Here is a 19830-nt window from a genome sequence, read left to right as displayed (position 1 = left end):
ATTTAACTCCTGATAGCGAGAATAAAATGGCGCTTTCTATTGTGCAGCAATCATTAACTTTTGACGATGTACTTCTTGTTCCTGCACACTCTTTAATACTTCCTAAAGATGTGTCTTTGAGAACAAAATTAACTCGTGCGATTAACCTGAATATTCCTCTTTTATCAGCAGCCATGGATACCGTGACTGAGGCGCGCTTAGCCATTGCCTTAGCTCAAGAAGGTGGTATTGGTATTATTCATAAGAATATGACCATTACGGCACAGGCTGAAGAAGTTCGAAAAGTGAAAAAGTTTGAAAGTGGTATGGTTAGGGATCCTATCACTGTGACGCCTAATATCACAGTTAAAGAATTACTGGATGTAATGTCTAAGTATAATATTTCAGGGGTTCCTGTAGTTGATGGAGAGGATTTAGTTGGCATCGTAACAAGTCGTGATATTCGTTTTGAAACGAATTTGTCTTTGAGTGTCGAACAAGTGATGACACCTAAGACGCAATTAGTAACGGTTAGAGAGGGGGCAAGTCGCGAAGAAGTACGTAGTTTATTACACAAGCATCGTATTGAAAAACTGCTTGTGGTAAACGATGCTTTTCAATTACGTGGGTTAATTACAGTTAAAGACATCCAGAAAGCTAAAGAAAATCCTTATGCGTGTAAAGACGATGCGGAGCAATTACGTGTTGGCGCAGCTGTTGGTGTGGGTGAGGGGACTGATGAACGTATTAGTGCATTGATTGAAGCTGGTGTTGATGTCCTTGTTGTTGATACGGCTCATGGACATTCGCAAGGCGTACTTGATCGTGTTAAGTGGATTAAGAAGCACCATCCGGAAATACAGGTAATTGGTGGAAATATAGCTACAGCTGCTGCAGCTCGCGATTTATATACTGTAGGCGCGGACGCCGTAAAAGTGGGTATAGGCCCGGGCTCTATTTGTACCACACGGATCGTAACCGGTGTTGGGGTTCCACAAATTACTGCCATCGCCAATGTGGCAAAGGAACTTAAAGGAAAAATTCCAGTAATAGCAGATGGTGGAATACGTTTTTCTGGTGATGTTTGTAAAGCACTTGCTGCAGGTGCTGATACTGTAATGCTTGGAAGCATGTTTGCGGGAACAGAAGAATCACCAGGTGAAATTGAATTATATCAAGGTAGAACTTATAAGAATTACCGAGGTATGGGATCAATAGGTGCCATGGCTTCATCACAAGGTTCCAGTGACCGTTATTTCCAGGATGCCTCATTAGGCTCAGAAAAATTAGTTCCAGAAGGAATTGAAGGTCGTGTTCCTTATAAAGGATCGGCGCAAACAATTATTCACCAATTGTTAGGTGGTTTGCGTTCTTGCATGGGCTATACAGGATGTGAAAATATCGAACAATTACATACTAAGGCTGAGTTTGTACAAGTGACTAATGCAGGAATGAGAGAATCACATGTCCATGATGTCAGCATTACTAAACAGGCACCAAACTATCAGGTGGATAATTAATAATGAACGATTTAAAGCAACATCCTTTACTCATCCTTGATTTTGGTTCTCAATACACACAATTGATTGCTCGCCGAGTACGTGAGCTAGGTGTGTATTGTGAGATTCATCCTTTCAACATAACACAAGAAGAATTTGCTTCTCTAAGTCCCTGCGGCATCATTTTATCTGGTGGCCCAGCAACTGTAACCCACGATGCAAATCCTCGAGCACCCCAATGGTTATTTAATGCTGGGATTCCTATTTTGGGGATTTGCTATGGGATGCAAACCATGGCAGTACAATTAGGGGGAGAAGTACAGTCATCTTCTATGAGAGAATTTGGTTATGCTGAATTGAAGTTGCATGGCCACAGCAAATTGTTTTCACAAATTGAAGATCGCCTTAACACAGATGGAAATGCTTTATTGGATGTTTGGATGAGCCATGGAGATAAGGTGACGAAATTACCTGTTGGCTTTAAGGTAATTTGTGAAACGCGTAATGCTCCAATTGCTGGAATGGCGGATGAAAATCGCCAGATGTATGGTGTGCAATTTCATCCAGAAGTAACCCATACTCTGCAAGGGATACGTATTTTACATCGTTTCGTTGTAGATATTTGTAAGGCTTCAACGAATTGGACCTCAGAACTAATTATTGATGAAGCAATCAGTAAAATCAGAACTAAGGTAGGAACAGATAAAGTTTTACTCGGTTTATCGGGTGGTGTAGATTCTTCGGTAGTTGCTGCTTTATTACATAAGGCGATTGGCTCACAATTGGTTTGTGTTTTTGTTGATACTGGCTTGTTGCGTTTTAATGAAGCAGATGAAGTCATGGAGATGTTTGGCAAGCACATGGGTATTGAAGTGATTGCCGTTAAAGCAGAAGAACGATTTTTTAATGCTCTGAAAGGGGTTACTTGCCCTGAGGAAAAAAGAAAAATTATTGGACGTACTTTTATCGAAGTATTTGATGAGGAAGCACTAAAAATTCCTGGAGTTTCCTGGTTGGCACAAGGAACGATTTATCCTGATGTTATTGAGTCGGCGGCAACGAGTACCAATGGTGCTTCAGTGGTCATTAAATCCCACCATAATGTAGGTGGATTGCCAGAAACCTTAAACTTAAAACTATTAGAGCCTATCCGTGAATTATTTAAAGATGAAGTTCGTAATATTGGACTTGAGTTAGGTTTGCCACATGACATGGTTTATCGCCATCCTTTTCCTGGTCCTGGATTAGGCGTTCGAATTCTAGCAGAAGTGAAAAAGGAATATGCGGATATTTTACGTCGAGCGGATGCTATTTTTATTGAGGAATTAAGAAAAGCGGATCTTTATCATAAAGTCAGTCAGGCTTTTGCTGTATTTTTACCGGTTAAAAGTGTGGGGGTGATGGGGGATGGACGAAAATACGATTACGTGATTTGTCTTCGGGCTGTTGAGACGGTCGATTTTATGACAGCACACTGGTCGCAATTACCTTGGGACTTTCTTGGCCATATTTCCAATCGCATTATTAATGAAGTAGATGGGGTATCTCGTGTAACGTATGATATTTCAGGTAAACCACCAGCTACAATTGAATGGGAATAATTTTAGGGTGGGTTATATGGCAAAAATCCCGGATTAAGCTTCGCTAATCCGGGCTACAAATCACCCAAGCTATAAATTGTAAAATTTTTTTCTATAACTAATAATGAACGATCACTATTGGATGCAAAAAGCATATGAGCAGGCAATTCTAGCCCAAAATGAAGGAGAAGTTCCTGTTGGTGCCGTACTGGTAAGCAAAGATAATCAGTTATTAGGCTTAGGACGAAACGTCACACAAAACAGCCATGATCCATCCGATCATGCAGAAGTCCGTGCAATCAGGCATGCATCGCAACAGCTAAACAATCACCGACTATTAGATACAACGCTCTATGTGACTCTTGAACCTTGCGCCATGTGCGCGGGACTTATTGTTCATGCCCGGATTAAAAGAGTGGTTTTTGCAACCCGAGATTTTAAAGCAGGAGCCGCAGGATCCGTCTATAACTTGTTGCAGGGGTATCCTTTAAATCATAAAGTTCAAATTGATGAGGGAATTATGCAAGCGGAATGTTCTTTATTGCTGACAGAATTTTTTCAAATATTGCGGTAAATTTTTTTTAAGTTTTTTCTATTGGGATTTATAGGTGCTTATGAATTACCGGAGATAACTGTAGATTACAGAAATATTCCCATGCTTGGATGATGACTACTTATTGTAGCTTAGGTTGGTCTTTTTCCTGCATCCCCTGTTGTTTATCCGCTATCATCGGTCCCTTAAAAAATCTTAATTTATCTTTTTCAACGGGTGCCATCTTCTTATCAAAGTCCAGAATTGCTTGATAAAATTCGGTAGTTTCTGGCTTTTGTAACTTTTTGGGGCTACGGATGGCTTTCTCGGCAGCTGCTAGGATTTTTATGTATTTATCTGCCGAACTTAAAGTAGGATCAGTTGCAATCTTATAAATACGTGCAACACGATGAGGGACTGTTTTCTCCTGTCCATCAATAACAATAGTCTTGCCTCCTCCTAATCCAAAGAAGCCCGTCTTCCATATTCCTTTTTTTATTTCATTCTTGAGCAGATCAATTATATAACTATTAAAAAATGCATGGTATTTTCTGTTGGTGCTATTTTGGGGTATATAACTCCTTACAATTTGTGGATTTGACTCCCAAGGGGCTTCTACTTTTTTTAATTGATTGTTTTCGTTTAAGAAGTAAAAATTGATTTGTCCTCGTTCATAATAAGGTTTGAATTGCTCCCAATAGCGGTAAAGAAAGCGAAGTTCAGCAAAGGTTATTTTGTCGAATTTTTTATCAAAACACAGCTTGTAATCTATTTTGTTCAAAACAAAATGTAGCTTATGTTCATTATTAAGCGTCCAAAAAACGCCCATCTTTGACATTTTTTTAATGAAGGGCATTTTGTCAGTTTGCTTTGTTAAGGGCGAAAGTTGTTCAATTTCATTGTTTAACAGACTGGCATATGATTTAAATGTTTGTGCGGAAGCATAAAAGGGATTGGTTGGTTTTGCAAAACTGGGATCGAGAAGGGGTTCAAGAAAGGGGTCAATAGTTGCATTAAATAGCTCATCTACTCTTGTAGCGAAAGCATCTTTTCCTTGCGCTTTCAAAAAATAAAATAAACTAATACGTGAACCGCTTATTCCATAAACTAGATCTCCCTCCTCAAATCCATCTAAAAGTGTATCTAAGTTTTCTTCAAGAATGTTCGGAATAAATTCTTTTAAATAAAATGGATAATGAGGCTCAGAGGGGCTGGAAAGTACCTCTAAAACATTATAATATTCATCTTCTATTTCTTCGGGAACTTCTTCTTCATCACCAAGATGTACCAAAGTATTATAACTTTTTTTTAACTCTTCAATTTCATCAATATTGGAGTTCCAATACCTTCGCAAAATTGAAGCTACCTGCCTTTTTTTCATACAATATCGGGTTGATTGTCTTTGCTTTAATATAGTCAAATTGATAGCAATGTGCAAATAAATTGGCACCTTGGTGTTTTGTTATTTCATTTCCTATGTGATGATATTCTATATCTCTTGAGATGTTACTTTGAACAGACTAGTAATTCCTGAGTTAGTTTTTGTTTTAGAACTTCCTTCTCATCATTATTTAATGACTGATTTTGTTGATTTGTAATATAAAATGTATCTTCTGCACGTTCTCCAGCAGTTACAATTTTTGCATTATGTAAGTGAATATTTAAGGTTGAAAATACCCTACCTATAGTTGCTAGTAGGCCAGGTCTATCTCCAGTGACCAGGAATAATCGAGTTTGAAGATTAGTCAGATCATCGTTGTAATGAATTTGAGTTTTGACATTAAAATGTGCCAAAGCTCTTGAGAGTCTTTTTCGAGCTATGGCAGGCAATTGTTCTGTTTTCGCTAAATGAGTACATAAAGCCTGTTGAATATCATGGGAGCGTTGTTTATTAAAAAATGCCTGATTTTGCTCATCTAAAATAATGTAAGTGTCCAAATCATATTGATTATCACAGGTAAGAATCATTGCTTCTTGAATGGTGACATTGTGGTTACTTAAAACAGTTGTCGCAATGGCAAACCGATCATCTCGATGGGGCATATAGATAAAAACTTCAGTTCCACCTTGGCTATGATGAGGCATAATCATGACTAAGGGAAATTTTGTGCAAGCAAGAATTGCCTTAGTATGACGGGCTATGATTTCAGGAGATTCATGTAAAAAATATTTATCTTTAAATTGTTCCCATAATTCTTCAACTATGTTTGCTGAAGTTCCTTCAGCAACCAATATCGATAAAGCATAGTGCTTACGTGCTTTAATAAGTTCTGTTTCATCCATTAATTCTTGTTCTTTATGTAACATATGTTTGGCAGCACGATATAACTCCTTAAGCAGAGAATCTTTCCAAGAATTCCATAACGTGGGGTTGGTTCCACAAATATCTGCAACCGTAAGCAAATACAGATAATCCAAATAGTGTGGGTGGGGTAAGAGTTGGCAAAAATTCTTTATTGTATTGGGATCATAAATATCTTGACGCTGAGCAGTTTGAGACATGATGAGGTGATTTCGTACAAGCCACACAAGCAAATCACTGTCTTCTTTTTCAAGATGGTGATTTTGTGCAAAATGCAATGCTTCAACCGCACCCAGCTCGGAATGATCGCCGCCTCTTCCTTTGGCTATATCATGAAATAAAGCACTAAGGTATAGCAGCTCAGGTTTGTTTAAAGTGGACATGATTTGTACACAGAGAGGAAATTGCTCTGCATAATTTTTTTCTTTGAAACGTGATAGATTGCGAATAACGAATAATGTGTGTTGGTCTACCGTATATACATGAAATAAATCATATTGCATTTGACCAGTGACCATAGCGAAACATTCAAGATAATGGGCCAGAACACCATATCGGCTCATTCGATGTAAGGCTTTATATGGTCCATCCTCTGTTTTAAGAATGCTCATAAATAATTCTGTTGTTTCTGAAGATGCTTTAAAACGTTTATTCATCAGATAGAGAGATTCTCTAATTAATCGAATAGTATTCGCTCTGACCCCTTCAATATCTCGGCGTTTCGCTATCCAGAGAAATAGTTTTAATAGAGCTTGTGGATGATGGATGAAAATACGAGTATTTCTTACTTCGATGTAATTATTAGACAGTTGAAACTCATTATCTAAATGAAATAATTTTTGCTTGGGGGAGTGCGCAATGGTTTCATCAAACCATTGTAATAGCATCTCATTGAGTTCTCTATTCCGTTTAATCACTTTAAAGTAGTCTTTCATAAATTGTTCTATGGCTAGTGAATGAGGTTTATCTTTATAGCCAAAAAACTGAGCTAATTTAATCTGATAATCAAAAGATAAGCGTTCTTCCGCTTTTTCAGCTAATACATGTAAGGCAAAACGTACGCGCCAGAGAAAATGCTGGCAGTATGTTAGTTTTTCATATTCTTTATCCGTAATGAATCCATAGCTTATGCCATCAGCTAATTTTTTAATATTAAAATGACGCTTGCCAATGCTGAGTAGAATGTGCAAATCTCGCAGACCGCCAGGGCCATATTTGACATTGGGTTCCAAGTTATAAGCTGTTTCACCATATTTAGCATCGCGTTTTTTTTGCTCTTGGAGTTTTGCCAAAAAATAATCATGACTTGTCCACATGTGCAGGGGATGGATTTGATAAGTCAATTCTTCCATTAATGCGCCCCGACCGCATAATAAAAACATGTCCATAAGACTTGAAATCACTGCAACATCTTGGCTTGCGAGCTCCGCACACGAGGAAACGCCAGTGATTTGATGACTGAGATCCAAGCCCACATCCCAGCAATCCTGGATAAAGTTTTGCGCGCGTTGTAATTGTGATTTCGAGACTTTATCCGTATGAAGCAACAATATATCGACATCAGAATAGAGCTGCAGTTCTCGACGTCCATAACTGCCAAGGGCGAGAAGGCAAAAAACCTCATGATCCAGTTGATTTTTAATGAATAGACTGATAACTAGTTCATCGATGAAAGCAACAAGTTTACGAATAATGGTGGTGATATTGGTTTTATAATCGAATTCTTCGCGTAATTTTTCTTTAAATTGTCTTAGAGAGTTTTTAAGCTGTTGCAACTCTGAGGTCATCCCTTTTTTTTCGGCATCGAGTGCTTGGGCAAAGGGATGAGCTTTTGTAGGTTTATTTTCGTTCTTCATCGCGCAGAGTCAAAATTTCTACACCATCATCGGTAACCAATAAGGTATGTTCCCATTGGGCTGAAAGACTGTGATCTTTAGTGACTACAGTCCAATGATCTGGTAATAAACGAGTGTGGTGCTTGCCTATATTGATCATGGGTTCAATTGTGAATGTCATCCCGGGTTCCAGTTTCATTCCTGTGTTAGGTACTCCATAATGCAGTACTTGGGGATCTTCATGGAAAATACGTCCTATGCCATGGCCACAATAATCACGGACAACAGAGCAACGATTTTTTTCTGCATGCTGTTGGATAGCATGTCCTATATCACCTAAATGAACTCCGGGTTTTACCATGTCAATTCCTATAAACAAACACTCATGAGCTACCTGAGTTACATGTTTTGCTTTGACTGAAGGCGTACCAATAATGAACATCTTACTTGTATCACCGTGATAATCGTTTTTGATGACGGTGACATCAATATTAATGATGTCACCATCTTTTAAAACTTTTTTTCCTGGGATCCCATGACATACTACATGATTAACTGAGGTACAAATGGATTTTGGAAACCCATTATAATTTAAAGGAGCAGGAATCGCTTTTTGTGTGTTGACGATGTAGTCATGACAAATAGTATTTAGCTCGTCTGTAGTGACGCCTTCTTGTACATAAGGTCCAATCATCTCAAGAACTTCTGCGGCTAGTTTGCCGGCAACACGCATTTTTTCGATTTCATCAGGGGTTTTTATAGTAACTGCCATAGGTGATCCAAAAGTGTTATTTGATTTTGTTCCAATATATTATAGTGTAGGCTGAATAAGTGCTGTATGTATTCATGGTTTTGGAACGAACGTCATCTTAGCATAACTGATTAAATATGTCACCGAATCGAATTTGTTACTGGGTTGTGTAGAATAATTTGTGGGGTGTTGTCGTCATCGAGAGCATCGCTAGGGATCCCCGGTGTATTGCTACTACAACATGGAGAACACTCGTTTAAAGAATTTAGGTTGCTTTAGGGCTATCGCCAACATGTCGTCGATCTTGTTTCTGGGCTTCCATTTTCGCTGTGATTTCTGATTGCTTATCGGTTGTTAAGAAAAGTTGCCTATGCCAAAAAGATCCATATTTAGTCTGTGCTGCCGGATTATATTTCTGAACGTTCTTTCCAATAACAATTTCAGGCTCTACATCAGTTGGATATTTACCATTATGGTTTGGAGTATAGGACAAAAAAGAATCTTCAGTGGCAGGTGGTTTTTTCAAATATATGGTAAATGCTTTTAAATTTATCTCGCTTTTTCTTTTCGTGTTCTGTAAGGCTTCCTTAATTAAGTCTTGCAATTCAATTATGGACCCATCTTCTAGATCAACGAAACAATCTTTGAATGTCTTAGCATTATTATGTTCGTCCATTTCAACAACAATTTTTTTAAATGCTTTTCCTGGAGGAATGGAAATATAAATCATAAAATTTCTTCATAAGAGCAAACAATTACTTGAGTGTAACATAAACATCCAAAATTCAAATTTATTTGTCATAAATTTTTGTTTCACTTACTTTGATTTCGAGTACTATACTTTATTAAGATCTGGCCGCTTACTCTAAGGAAAGAAAATGAAAGTATGTGCTCGCGGTTTTCTGTTTGCTTTATCCTTTCTTACAAGTGTTTCTCTTTTTGCTTTTGAGGGACATGTCGGTGGCGGCTACCATGGCGCACCTCCCCCAAATACTGGGTACAATAATGGGTATCATAACCATGACAATTATAATAATTACCATGGTAATTACTATCACAATGATGATTGGTATGGAGATGGGATTAATGTGAATACGGATGACATTTGGTATGATGATAATTTGAATGATAATACCGGTGTGGTTATTGGGGTGCCTGCAGAAGGTTATTATGATCCTTCATGCCAAACGATAGATGACTGTAGTTCAGGTACTTGTGAGTTGGTTAATACATGTGAATAAGGGTTATGGATAAAAAGACATATCAATGGGCAGTGGTAGGGGCTGGTCCTGCGGGGATCGCGGCAATCGGTAAGTTGTTAGATAACGGTATTTTAGCAGAAGATATTGTATGGTTTGCCCCCCATTTTAAGGTCGGCGATTTAGGTCTGCACTGGAATAATGTTTCGAGTAATACGAAGGTAAAATTTTTTAAAGATTTTTTATTGGCAGTTCATTCTTTTCATTACCAAGATGCACCTATTGATTTTCAATTAAATCATTTACCTGTTGATGAAACATGCACTTTAAGTTTCATTGTTGAACCTTTACAGTGGATTACGGAACATTTATTACAAAAGGTTCAATCGGTAAAAACAACAATTCGTAGTATGTTCTTATCTAAGCGTCTATGGTCTTTATGTTCAGATTCAAAAAGCTACCAAGCTAAAAATGTCATATTGGCTACAGGTGCACTCCCGTCTACATTAAATTATCCCGGTGTTAATGTAATTCCTTTTGATACTGCAATTGATAAAGAGAAACTGTCTGCTGTCATTCAGCGAGATGAGACTTTTGGTGTATTCGGTTCGTCACATTCTGCAATTATTATTTTAAAGCATCTTGTCGAATTGGAGGTTAAAAAAGTTATTAATTTTTACCGTTCTCCATGTCGTTATGCTATTGAAATGGATGATTGGATTCTTTTCGACAATACAGGACTTAAGGGACAAACTGCGGCTTGGGCTCGCGAACATATTGATGGTGTTTTACCTTCTAATCTGGTTCGTTATAATCTCAGTGAACCTCATATTGCACGTTTTTTACCTGAATGTGACCAAGTAGTTTATGCAGTAGGTTTTGAGAAACGGAAAAGTATTGTAATTGGTGATTACGAAAATGCGCGTCATAATCCCTATGTCGGCATCATTGGGCCGGGATTGTTTGGTTTAGGTATTGCTTATCCCGAGACAAAGACTGATATTTATGGCAATGTCGAGTCTCAGGTGGGATTATGGAAGTTTATGGTGTACTTGAATAAGGTAATGCCTGTTTGGTTGAAGTATCCCACTTAAGTTTAAATTCGTGATCCCTGAACATTAATGTTAGTGGATCACGAGAACTCTTTTTAAGGCCTTCCACGTTGTTATCTAAATCAGCCCTTTTTAGTATAAAGAGAAAGCTGAATAAGAATCACTATCAAATATAAAAAAAAATTTGTAAAATACGCCTCTATTTTGAGGAGAAAGTTATCAAAACAAGTCGTACAAGTTATTGGTCTAGTGAACTGATCACCTTAGTGTGTAGCCTTTTTTTTACTTTAGCGTGTAATAGCTCTTTCTGGACAGAATTACTTCAAGGTAAAGAATTAGCGAATCCATATACCTGGTTTATTATTTTTTGTACAGCAACTGCAATCACGGGTTTGCAGTGGTTCTTACTTCTTTTAGTCATTAATCGGTGGACTTTCAAATGGTTTACCATGGGACTGTTACTGGTTACCTCTGTTGCTGTGTATTTCATGAATACATTTCATGTGTACATTGATCCCACCATGATTACCAATGTTGTGAGTACCGACTATCAGGAGAGCAGTGAGTTTTTGCAGTGGCGTATTCTTCCATATTTTCTATTCCTGGGAGTACTTCCTTGCTGGATGATTTGGCATATTAAAATTTATAAAAGAAGCCTTCCTTCCTATTGGGCTGGACGATTAGGAACTATTTTTTTGTCATTGTGTATGATGTTTGGTGGGGCATGGGCAATATTTCACGAACTTGGTCCAATTCATCGGGAAAGAAAGCAAATCATCTATTTAATTACCCCCTTAAATATCATTTCATCTTCAACAAAAGCATACTGGAGAGCGCGACAGGCGCGTGTGGATAAAACAAAAATCAAAATTGGAACAGATGCTCATAAGCTTCCACGCCCTGAAAATAGCAAACCGCGAGTCATTATTCTTGTGGTTGGTGAGACAGTTCGTGCTGGAAACTGGGGTTTAAATGGATATCACAGGCAAACAACCCCAGAACTAGCTAAACGTCAAGTGATTAATTTCAGTGAAGTCACTAGTTGTGGTACGACAACAGCAGTTTCGTTGCCCTGTATGTTTTCTCCTTATGGTATGCATGAATACAACAGTGCGAAAATTGATCAAACTGAATCTTTGCTTCATTTATTAGAACGTACCAATGTTTCTGTTTTGTGGCGTGATAATCAATCAGGCTGTAAAGGGGTATGTGAAGATTCCATGTTTGAAAAATTAAAAAAGAATGCTCTATGTCAAAACAAACGTTGCTTTGATGAGGTTCTTTTGCATCAACTTCAGAAACGGATTATTAATATAAAAGGGGATCAGCTGATCATATTGCATATGCTTGGTAACCATGGTCCAGCATATTTTGAACGTTATCCAGAACAATTTAAACATTGGACTCCTATCTGTGAAACCACGGATTTATCCACTTGTTCGCAGAAAGCATTAGTAAATACATATGATAATGCGATTTTGTATACAGATTCGATATTAGCTCACGCAATTGATTTGTTACATAATATTAAATCCCATGATACAGGATTAATTTATGTATCGGATCATGGTGAGTCACTGGGTGAACATAATTTATTTCTTCATGGGTTACCTTATTTTATGGCTCCGGACGAACAAAAGAAGGTTCCTATGATTTTCTGGTTATCAGAAGGATTATCGAAACAATTAGTCATGAAAGAAAATTGTTTGCATAATAAGCAATCTGATCCTATATCGCATGATTATTTATTTTCAACGCTGTTGTCGCTTTTTGATGTAAAAGCAAAGGAATACAATCCAAAATTTGATTTGATTCACTCATGTCGCATGTAAAATAGCGTAGCGGTGCAGTCATTCCGAGCGCAGGGAAGCATATTCCATCGCCACCCTGTGCTATAGGGTGGCGATACCTCGCTGCTCACGGGATAAAAGAAGACTCGGGATGACGAGAGTAGGCTATTGTTGATGTGATCGATAACGCCAAAACTTAGGAAAGGCCAGACAACAAACAGTCACCCCGATAATGCATAATACACCACCTGATATCAAAGCGGTGGTAATGCTAAAACTGGATGCGATAAATCCGGCGCGTGCATCTCCTAATTTAGGCCCACTTAAATAACTGATCATTTCTATGCCTGCCAATCTTCCGCGATATTCTGTTGGAATGGTATTGTTCCATAAAGTGCCGCGAAATATTCCACTTATAGCATCAAAAGCACCAGCGAGCGCCAAGAAAAATAGGACAAGCCAAAGTGAACTGGATAAACCAAATCCAATAATTGCAGCTCCCCATAGCGCAGCTGCAATTGCAATTGCTTTACCATCACGATCTATTTTTGCGGTCCAACCACTGAAAAATGAAACAATCAAAGCACCTACTGCAGGTGCAGAATATAGTAAACCCAAAGTTTTTGCGCCACCGAATGATTGGGCTATAGCAGGAAGTAAGGAGTTAGGCCATGCAAAAACCATCGCAATAAAATCAACAAGATAGCTTCCCATTAATTCTTGTCGATTAAAAGCAAAGGAAACTCCTTGTTTTAACGAAGAAACAATAGATGGATGTTCGTGCTGTACGGGTTTGGGAATGTTATGCAGTCTAGTTAAAGTGACTAATGATATAAAAAAAGTAATTAAATCAATTAAATAAGTAATTACAATGCCGTATTGGGCAATGATAAGTCCAGCTATAGCTGGAGCAATAATCATACAAAAACTGAATTTAAATGTAGCAAGAACCCCCATATTTTTGTAATCCTTGGGCTCGACAATCTGTTGCGCAATACTATCAAAAGCAGGACGATGTAAGCCGTTAATTGCTGACATAGAAGCTGAAACGATAAAAATCAGGATCAGAGAGGGGGCAGCTTGATAGGAGTTAAGCACAAGCATGCAACAGCCCACAGCAAGAAGTAATTCACTGATGATTAATAATCCACGACGATTGTATCGATCTGCAAAAACCCCACCAATCAGGGCAGTAACTAATAGAGGTAATAATTGCACTAAGCTTAATAATCCGACCATAAGTGTTGATTGGGTCATTTGATAAATTTGATAGGGCAGGGCGACACTACTGATCATGGTGCCTGTAAATGAAATGAATTGCCCAAAATAGAGCAATCTGAAATCACGATTTTTTTTTAGAAGAGATAGGTCTAGAAGTTGACTCATTTTGAACATCCAAAAAGATAGGCAATAAGATCGGCGAATAAATTAGATTTTAAGCTTTTTAATTGATTCAGTATAGTGCTAGTCGAGTAAACCTGGGCTTATCTGATTTAGTGGGCATCAGAGTCATCATGATTTCCTTTATTTTTTATTGCTAAAGGTTCCACAAAACTTAATGGGGTAGAGTAGGTCATCGCAATTTTTTCATCATCAAGTGCTTTTTTAATGCTTGTGAGCACTTCATCGAGTGAACGGCGTTGGTCGCTGGGCTTGGGTTTGGTCCACCAATATATTTCAAAATCAATTCCATTCGAAGAAAATGAAACCACATAAATTTGAATGTATTTATCTTTAGAAACAGTCTCGCATCGTTCCAATGCTGAGGCAATCACTGAACGTGCTTTTTCCACGTCGGTACCAAAATCAACACTACAACCAATTTTTTTTCGTCTTAGCGGCGTATCAGTTAATACCACTACGGTATTGGTATACAATTTAGAATTCGGGATGTATACACGAGTTCCATCTGTTTTGCGTAAATGAGTGTTTTGCACTGAAATACGATAAACATAGCCTTGTTCTGAGTCAACGATGATGAAGTCACCAATACTAAAAGGCTCTCTGAGTAAGAGTAAAATGCCACTAAAAAAGTTTTCAAAAATGTTTCTAAATGCCAAACCGATTGCGACAGAGGTTAAGCCCAAAGTGGCTAAGACATTGGCAGTGGTTACTGATGGAACGATAATGGCGGATATGATTAATATACCAACAAACCAAACGATAATAATGGTTAGCTTATGAAAAATAGTGACTAAATTGGCACGAATTGTCATTCTGGGTAGAAGAGAACTTACGAGTCGACTCACTATTTTTGCAACAAAGTACGTCACAAAAGCAAAAATAATACCGATAATTATATTAGGAGTCAGTGTGATGAAACTTTGCGCAAATTTATCCAATGTTTTTGTTATAAGCTCTAAATAGCTCATATCGAATTTCCTTATCCTGGATTCCAACTTCTAATCGTCGATTTTAGTTTAGTAGCAAAAAAAATGAAAAGAAATAATATGGGCTTTTTTTACACTACTACTTTCTAGGCAACATACTGCGATTTTATGTGCCCTGATATTCACATACAGCATTTGGCCCAAGATAACTCTTTGTAACCAGAGTTTTATTGATTATTCCTGTAGCTTTTGGCGATAACATAATTTGCGAATGAAGTAACAAAATCAACTCTGCAAAGAGAAATCAGATATATTGAAGAATCCTCGCATTCTGATGAGATTTTATATAGGATGAAATAAGGTATCCTATTGTTAATATCATACGTGGCCTGTCTCAGTCTATCTCATTATCTTGGCAGTGATTAGCATTATTAGTGTTTATTTAGCTGCGGAACAAGCACAGAAGAATATTTCCTAATTTAAAGCATCACCTGGATTTTGTTTCCTATTCCAGTTTCTTAGAAAACCTTGAGAAATACTGTTGCTTGCTTTAATTTTTAATCCAATATTTGCCCTGTTCATCAGGGTATACTATTTGCTATCCTCGATAGATTAAGGTTAATTTAAACTAAATGAAAAAATTAAAATCACCATGATTTAAAATTAATTATAATTGTCATAGAATGACCATTCAATTTAAATTGAGTAAAGAGATGATATGACAACAAATTTGAATGGTACCCCTTATCTTAATAATGAAAATGAAACAAGCATTTCTGAATCTATTTCAGAACATGATCCGCAAATATTAAAGCCCAATCAAATAATTAAACTATTAAAATCTCAAAGTCGACAAAAAGATATAAGAAATGTTTTTTTATACACTTTTGCAGATGTAGATCAAAAAGCAGTATTGGATTTAATGAGAATGCTGCGAGAGTATCCTATAGATACTTCGGATGAAGTATGTGCGGCAACCATTCATCAATGGTACTTTGCATTGGGAATGCAAAATAAACATGGGTTTGTTATGACTGATAAGGAATATCAAATGTCCAAAGCCGCAAATATTGCGCGTATTATTACTTCAGGTCTATCCCCCCAAAGTAGAGTGAGGTTAAAGGGAAAAGCGCTCCTGGATGTAGGGGCTGGTGATTGCGCTATGACTTATTTAGTGAGCGAAGCACTTAAGATGGAAGGAAATGCAATTGATATTCAATCGAATATTGATTGGGGCGGGGAAAACAGTAGTGATAAGAAAAATAAAAATGAGTATATGGAACAAATTAACCACCATTATGTCTATGATGGGAGTGATTTATTAGGTGCGCTTGACGGAAAAAAGTTTGCAGTGGTTATGTATAATCATTCATTACATCATTTTCCTTCTTTCAAAGCGCAACTTGACAGTTTAAAACAGGCAAGTCAAGCTTTGGAACCGGGTGGAGTCCTCTTTTTATCCGAACATGCAAATTGTTTTGATGACGATGTTTTAGATCTTTCTCATATTTTATTAAACCTAAGATATAGTATGGATAAAAATCAAATTCCTACCCCTGAAGATGCCATGAAAGCTGTTTCAAAATTTAAATCTGAATATCAATCGCATTATTTTTCTAAAAATATTCTTGATGCGATTATGGGGCAATTAGGATTTACATTGGTTAAAGAGGACATTCGTTCGGTAGGGGACGTAGCCAAAGCAACGTTTTTCTGTTTTGTTAAAAAATCACCAAAAGAGGAATCAACTTATTCCCCATACTTCTTTGATATGGATAAAGCGAAGAGACTTCAGCATCATCCGGAAGACTTGGATCACAATGAATCAATTCAAAGAAGATATTCTGCTGAATCTATTAATTAGCACGCTCCTAACAAGGAAAATAGGGCTGTACTGCCATTAATAATTCTCGAGTATCGAAACAGGTATCTCCACCCAGGTGGAGAATTAACTTAAATATCAATTTTCTCAGGAATGGATTTCTTTATGTTCAGGAATGACAACGTTTTTACCTTGGATTTTGCCTGTATTAATTTTTGATACAGGCAATGTCTTATCTGTATTATTTAGCGGAATTGTAAGCAAGCGATGGAGCCCCATCAATTTTTAAAGATGAATCCTTATCAATAGCGTTTAAAAATTCAGCTATGTTTTCTCGATATTCCGGAAATGCACGTGAATAGAAAGCGAGATCCTCATGGGCTTGTTGAATGGTGTTTTGCCTGTATTCATTCACATATCCTTTGTCTTCAAACATCGACTCTTGACGAGATAAATTGGATAACATATTCAGTACATGTTGTTGATAGGATTTAATCAGATCGCCAACATTAGCTCGATTTGCAAATAGATTTTGCATATTAATATTGCGAATGATGGTATCTAATACCACAACATTTCTATTCCAGTACTCATTATAGCGTTCTTCAAATAAAGAATTTTCAAATTTCATAATAAACCCTTTTTATACAGGACTGATAAATATATAGACAAATTATTAAGAAAATATTAAGTACTATAATTCATAGAGAGAGGCATAGAAAGGTGAAGTGTTCCTAATGCAGGGTGTGGATAGGTGAATATTAATTGTTATTCATTTCTTAACGAATTTTTAGAGGACATCCCCTCCCATAATTCGCGTACAAAATCAGTATCTTGCAGTTCATGTATGGTTAGTTTTTCAGGTAATAAGGGATTTAAATCAGCGAAGTGATTTCTTACGGGTTCTCCTTGCATCAAATCTTCTAAGTCAGTTACATAAGCAATAATACGATCCTCAGATAAATTTTCAATTATTGCTTCATTCTCTTTTATAAAATTTGCAACCGCATTAGTAGCTTCTTCTGGATTTAAATCAGTAAAATAGTCAAGTAAAGGTTCATATAGAGAAGATAATTCGATAACTCTTCCAGGGACTCCCACAACTAATCCACTTGCTCCATTTTCGACTTTCTTACCTTGTAAAAATCCAGTGAACAAGTTTTCAAGAAGCACAGTTCCTCCATAGGCCACAAGCGGTTTGTTCACAGATATGTATTTAACTAATGCTTCAATAGTGATTCTGTCAAAATTACCCCTTGTTGGCAAACCGTTCTCCGGACAACCACCGTGAATTCTATAATAGGGTATATTATGCTCTATTGCCGACGCTAACTGGGTAATACTTTGAGGCCTTGTTTTGAAAAGACTTAGTAGGCTTTTCCCAAAACTCATACGAACACTCCTAAATACAACATACTTCAAAATGGAAAGTCAATTCATGCAAAGTATGAGCAATTAAAATGCATTATGTGATAAGTATAGACATTATTTGGGTTGTGGACAAAAGGAGCATTTGAATATGAGGCTGTTCTATAATCTAAATTTTGCCTCATAAGATATTTGTAATAATTATGAAAATCTTTTTGTCATGAGCTTTTTGCTTGGAGTTGATTTTGGGGTACATACATCTTTTCCAGAATATCAATAAACGGTTTGGTATCTGAACCAAGGCGACCATCCTTGAGGATCGACAACTCACGCTCAGTAATGGGATCTTTTATTTTACCCTCTAATTTATCGATTACTTTTTGTGCCGTACAAATCTTATCTTCGGCAGTATATTGTGATTTCAACCACATGACTACAGATTTAAATCTAACTAGACCAGCTATTTTATCTATATGAGTATTATTTTTATCATAGGAAACTCCATCTCCACTATTTGAAACAATCTTGGCCTCTTCAGCTCTTGTTTTGATGTAACATTGCAAAGCGTATTTGAGCCTAAGTTTAGGTGCATCAGACTGTCTAGGTTTGAGATATGTAGTATTAATTGCCTTGGAACAGATTTGGTTGAAAACATCCTCCTGACTCAGGTTTTCTTCAATATCCTCTGCTGGAGTAGATGGTGAATCAATTTCTTGTCTTATTTTTCGTCTGTAGAGTCTGTTTAGTTCTTCAATATCATTCTGATTAAGCTTTACTTTTGGATTATATGTGGCTAATTTTTCAAGTGTGTGAACCTCAGGCACATAATAAGAGTTCTTCCCGTGAGATTGAGTAAAAGCATGTAATTTTTCAGGCTCTTTCTTTAATTCAAAAACAAGATCTAAGGTTGGATCACATATGACCCTATCATCATCACTCCCCATACTGACCACAACATGACTCCTACCATTGACCCCAAGTACGGTAAGATTCATTTCTTCAAGTCGTTCAGGATACTTTTTTTGGATATAGAAAAAGGCCAGTGTGGCAAATTCGCCACAATTGCCAATTTTTCTCTCTAAAGAACAGAGTTCTACTGCGTACCTTCGAATTGACTGACCGCGTTCAGAGTATTTTTCGACTTTTTTATCCCTACAAAAAGCTTCCCATAACTCATCGGCTTCATCCCGCATGTCTTGAACAGCACCTTCAAGTTTTTTTCTATCGATATATTGTAACGAATGAATAATAGTTTTTTCTTTATCTCCACTTGCTTTCAATTTTTCATAAAGGACTGGATATTTTTTTTTCAGATACCCTCTTCGTGTTTCAGCAAAATCTTTACCCAATAAATCGGCATTCTTCTTATAAAACTTAATCCGAGGTGTAGTCTCGCCTTCTTTTATATGTTCTCTGGCATATGTGCATGCTTCTCGCGCTATTTCCAGCAGTTCAGAGTTTTTCATAGAAACACCTGCATTCAAATCAATCATTATGCGCCAATTATATGCTACTTTTGGGTATGATTTTTTGGGTATAATATTTATATCTCTAAATGAATTGTTCGCCAGATCATAACTAATATACGGTAGAAGGTTTGGTGTCCTTTCAGGCATTTTGATCGCAAGTTGAGAGAAGGTTTGAGAAATGGTGCGCCTGGGTTTTATCGTTATTTTTACATAAAGCCAGGTCTATCGAAGGTAAAGGAGTTTTACTTGTAAATAGGGAACAATATTTGCGGAGACCCTGCAAATTTATATAGTTAAAAAGTCATATTAATCAATAACAAGT

General features: G+C 37.1%; 16 protein-coding genes. 7 read left to right on the top strand and 9 right to left on the bottom strand.

The window, feature by feature from the left end:
- Positions 1-26: 26 nt before the first annotated feature.
- From guaB to tadA, 3 genes are all read left to right on the top strand, one after another.
- The gene (gene guaB / locus OQJ26_RS02225) at positions 27-1499 is read left to right on the top strand and encodes an IMP dehydrogenase (protein ID WP_265702269.1); all 1473 of its coding nucleotides are present in this window, start codon (positions 27-29) and stop codon (positions 1497-1499) included.
- Between the two features lie 2 nt (positions 1500-1501).
- Positions 1502-3079: a glutamine-hydrolyzing GMP synthase gene (guaA, locus tag OQJ26_RS02220; RefSeq protein WP_265702268.1), complete on the top strand. Its 1578-nt coding sequence runs from the start codon at positions 1502-1504 to the stop codon at positions 3077-3079.
- A 103-nt stretch (positions 3080-3182) separates the two neighbouring features.
- Positions 3183-3632: a tRNA adenosine(34) deaminase TadA gene (gene tadA / locus OQJ26_RS02215; RefSeq protein WP_265702267.1), complete on the top strand. Its 450-nt coding sequence runs from the start codon at positions 3183-3185 to the stop codon at positions 3630-3632.
- Between the two features lie 100 nt (positions 3633-3732).
- Here tadA and OQJ26_RS02210 read toward each other — a convergent pair whose 3' ends face one another.
- From OQJ26_RS02210 to OQJ26_RS02195, 4 genes are all read right to left on the bottom strand, one after another.
- Positions 3733-4971 (bottom strand): hypothetical protein, encoded by a 1239-nt coding sequence (locus tag OQJ26_RS02210; RefSeq protein ID WP_265702265.1) that lies wholly within the window; start codon positions 4969-4971, stop codon positions 3733-3735.
- A gap of 125 nt (positions 4972-5096) precedes the next feature.
- Positions 5097-7679: a [protein-PII] uridylyltransferase gene (gene glnD, locus OQJ26_RS02205; protein WP_265702624.1), complete on the bottom strand. Its 2583-nt coding sequence runs from the start codon at positions 7677-7679 to the stop codon at positions 5097-5099.
- Between the two features lie 52 nt (positions 7680-7731).
- A complete protein-coding gene (gene map, locus OQJ26_RS02200; protein ID WP_265702264.1) occupies positions 7732-8499 on the bottom strand; it encodes a type I methionyl aminopeptidase in 768 nt (255 codons plus the stop codon).
- A 244-nt stretch (positions 8500-8743) separates the two neighbouring features.
- Positions 8744-9208 carry a permease gene (locus OQJ26_RS02195; protein WP_265702262.1) on the bottom strand — a complete coding sequence of 155 codons (465 nt, stop codon included), beginning with the start codon at positions 9206-9208 and terminating at the stop codon, positions 8744-8746.
- Between the two features lie 148 nt (positions 9209-9356).
- On the opposite strand from OQJ26_RS02195, the gene OQJ26_RS02190 reads away from it, so the two are divergent.
- The 3 genes from OQJ26_RS02190 to OQJ26_RS02180 all read left to right on the top strand — a co-directional run bounded on the left by OQJ26_RS02190 (position 9357) and on the right by OQJ26_RS02180 (position 12561).
- Positions 9357-9719: a hypothetical protein gene (locus OQJ26_RS02190; RefSeq protein WP_265702260.1), complete on the top strand. Its 363-nt coding sequence runs from the start codon at positions 9357-9359 to the stop codon at positions 9717-9719.
- 5 nt (positions 9720-9724) lie between these two features.
- Positions 9725-10771 carry an FAD-dependent oxidoreductase gene (locus OQJ26_RS02185; RefSeq protein WP_265702259.1) on the top strand — a complete coding sequence of 349 codons (1047 nt, stop codon included), beginning with the start codon at positions 9725-9727 and terminating at the stop codon, positions 10769-10771.
- A 140-nt stretch (positions 10772-10911) separates the two neighbouring features.
- On the top strand, positions 10912-12561 hold the full coding sequence (locus tag OQJ26_RS02180) for a phosphoethanolamine transferase (RefSeq protein WP_322783954.1): 1650 nt from the start codon (positions 10912-10914) through the stop codon (positions 12559-12561).
- A 123-nt stretch (positions 12562-12684) separates the two neighbouring features.
- Here OQJ26_RS02180 and OQJ26_RS02175 read toward each other — a convergent pair whose 3' ends face one another.
- Both OQJ26_RS02175 and OQJ26_RS02170 read right to left on the bottom strand, forming a co-directional pair.
- Positions 12685-13905: an MFS transporter gene (locus OQJ26_RS02175; protein ID WP_265702258.1), complete on the bottom strand. Its 1221-nt coding sequence runs from the start codon at positions 13903-13905 to the stop codon at positions 12685-12687.
- 107 nt (positions 13906-14012) lie between these two features.
- Positions 14013-14891, bottom strand: a complete 879-nt coding sequence (locus tag OQJ26_RS02170; RefSeq protein ID WP_265702257.1) for a mechanosensitive ion channel family protein — start codon at positions 14889-14891, stop codon at positions 14013-14015.
- Between the two features lie 676 nt (positions 14892-15567).
- Here OQJ26_RS02170 and OQJ26_RS02165 point away from each other — a divergent pair.
- Positions 15568-16713: a class I SAM-dependent methyltransferase gene (locus OQJ26_RS02165; protein WP_265702256.1), complete on the top strand. Its 1146-nt coding sequence runs from the start codon at positions 15568-15570 to the stop codon at positions 16711-16713.
- Positions 16714-16912: 199 nt separating this feature from the next.
- Here the strand turns inward: OQJ26_RS02165 and OQJ26_RS02160 are convergent, their stop codons facing one another.
- The 3 genes from OQJ26_RS02160 to OQJ26_RS02150 all read right to left on the bottom strand — a co-directional run bounded on the left by OQJ26_RS02160 (position 16913) and on the right by OQJ26_RS02150 (position 19505).
- Entirely contained in the window at positions 16913-17302 is a 390-nt protein-coding gene (locus OQJ26_RS02160; protein WP_265702255.1) for a hypothetical protein, read from the bottom strand.
- A gap of 137 nt (positions 17303-17439) precedes the next feature.
- On the bottom strand, positions 17440-18063 hold the full coding sequence (locus OQJ26_RS02155) for a hypothetical protein (RefSeq protein WP_265702254.1): 624 nt from the start codon (positions 18061-18063) through the stop codon (positions 17440-17442).
- Positions 18064-18257: 194 nt separating this feature from the next.
- Positions 18258-19505, bottom strand: a complete 1248-nt coding sequence (locus OQJ26_RS02150) for a hypothetical protein (RefSeq protein ID WP_265702253.1) — start codon at positions 19503-19505, stop codon at positions 18258-18260.
- Positions 19506-19830 lie beyond the last annotated feature (325 nt).

The sequence above is a fragment of the Legionella sheltonii genome, from assembly GCF_026191355.1.
GTDB classification, from domain to species: domain Bacteria; phylum Pseudomonadota; class Gammaproteobacteria; order Legionellales; family Legionellaceae; genus Legionella; species Legionella sheltonii.
The sequence above is the reverse complement of the archived record's forward strand: the minus strand, read 5'-3'. Positions and strand labels throughout refer to the sequence as shown.

Excerpts from the sequence above, each read along its gene's own strand:
- guaB (WP_265702269.1), top strand. The coding sequence starts at position 27 with ATGGCGCTTTCTATTGTGCAGCAATCATTAACTTTTGACGATGTACTT.
- OQJ26_RS02185 (WP_265702259.1), top strand. The coding sequence starts at position 9,725 with ATGGATAAAAAGACATATCAATGGGCAGTGGTAGGGGCTGGTCCTGCG.
- guaA (WP_265702268.1), top strand. The coding sequence starts at position 1,502 with ATGAACGATTTAAAGCAACATCCTTTACTCATCCTTGATTTTGGTTCT.
- OQJ26_RS02210 (WP_265702265.1), bottom strand. The coding sequence starts at position 4,971 with ATGAAAAAAAGGCAGGTAGCTTCAATTTTGCGAAGGTATTGGAACTCC.
- OQJ26_RS02160 (WP_265702255.1), bottom strand. The coding sequence starts at position 17,302 with ATGAAATTTGAAAATTCTTTATTTGAAGAACGCTATAATGAGTACTGG.
- OQJ26_RS02195 (WP_265702262.1), bottom strand. The coding sequence starts at position 9,208 with ATGATTTATATTTCCATTCCTCCAGGAAAAGCATTTAAAAAAATTGTT.
- OQJ26_RS02170 (WP_265702257.1), bottom strand. The coding sequence starts at position 14,891 with ATGAGCTATTTAGAGCTTATAACAAAAACATTGGATAAATTTGCGCAA.
- OQJ26_RS02175 (WP_265702258.1), bottom strand. The coding sequence starts at position 13,905 with ATGAGTCAACTTCTAGACCTATCTCTTCTAAAAAAAAATCGTGATTTC.
- OQJ26_RS02190 (WP_265702260.1), top strand. The coding sequence starts at position 9,357 with ATGAAAGTATGTGCTCGCGGTTTTCTGTTTGCTTTATCCTTTCTTACA.
- OQJ26_RS02155 (WP_265702254.1), bottom strand. The coding sequence starts at position 18,063 with ATGAGTTTTGGGAAAAGCCTACTAAGTCTTTTCAAAACAAGGCCTCAA.
- glnD (WP_265702624.1), bottom strand. The coding sequence starts at position 7,679 with ATGACCTCAGAGTTGCAACAGCTTAAAAACTCTCTAAGACAATTTAAA.
- OQJ26_RS02150 (WP_265702253.1), bottom strand. The coding sequence starts at position 19,505 with ATGAAAAACTCTGAACTGCTGGAAATAGCGCGAGAAGCATGCACATAT.
- tadA (WP_265702267.1), top strand. The coding sequence starts at position 3,183 with ATGAACGATCACTATTGGATGCAAAAAGCATATGAGCAGGCAATTCTA.
- map (WP_265702264.1), bottom strand. The coding sequence starts at position 8,499 with ATGGCAGTTACTATAAAAACCCCTGATGAAATCGAAAAAATGCGTGTT.
- OQJ26_RS02165 (WP_265702256.1), top strand. The coding sequence starts at position 15,568 with ATGACAACAAATTTGAATGGTACCCCTTATCTTAATAATGAAAATGAA.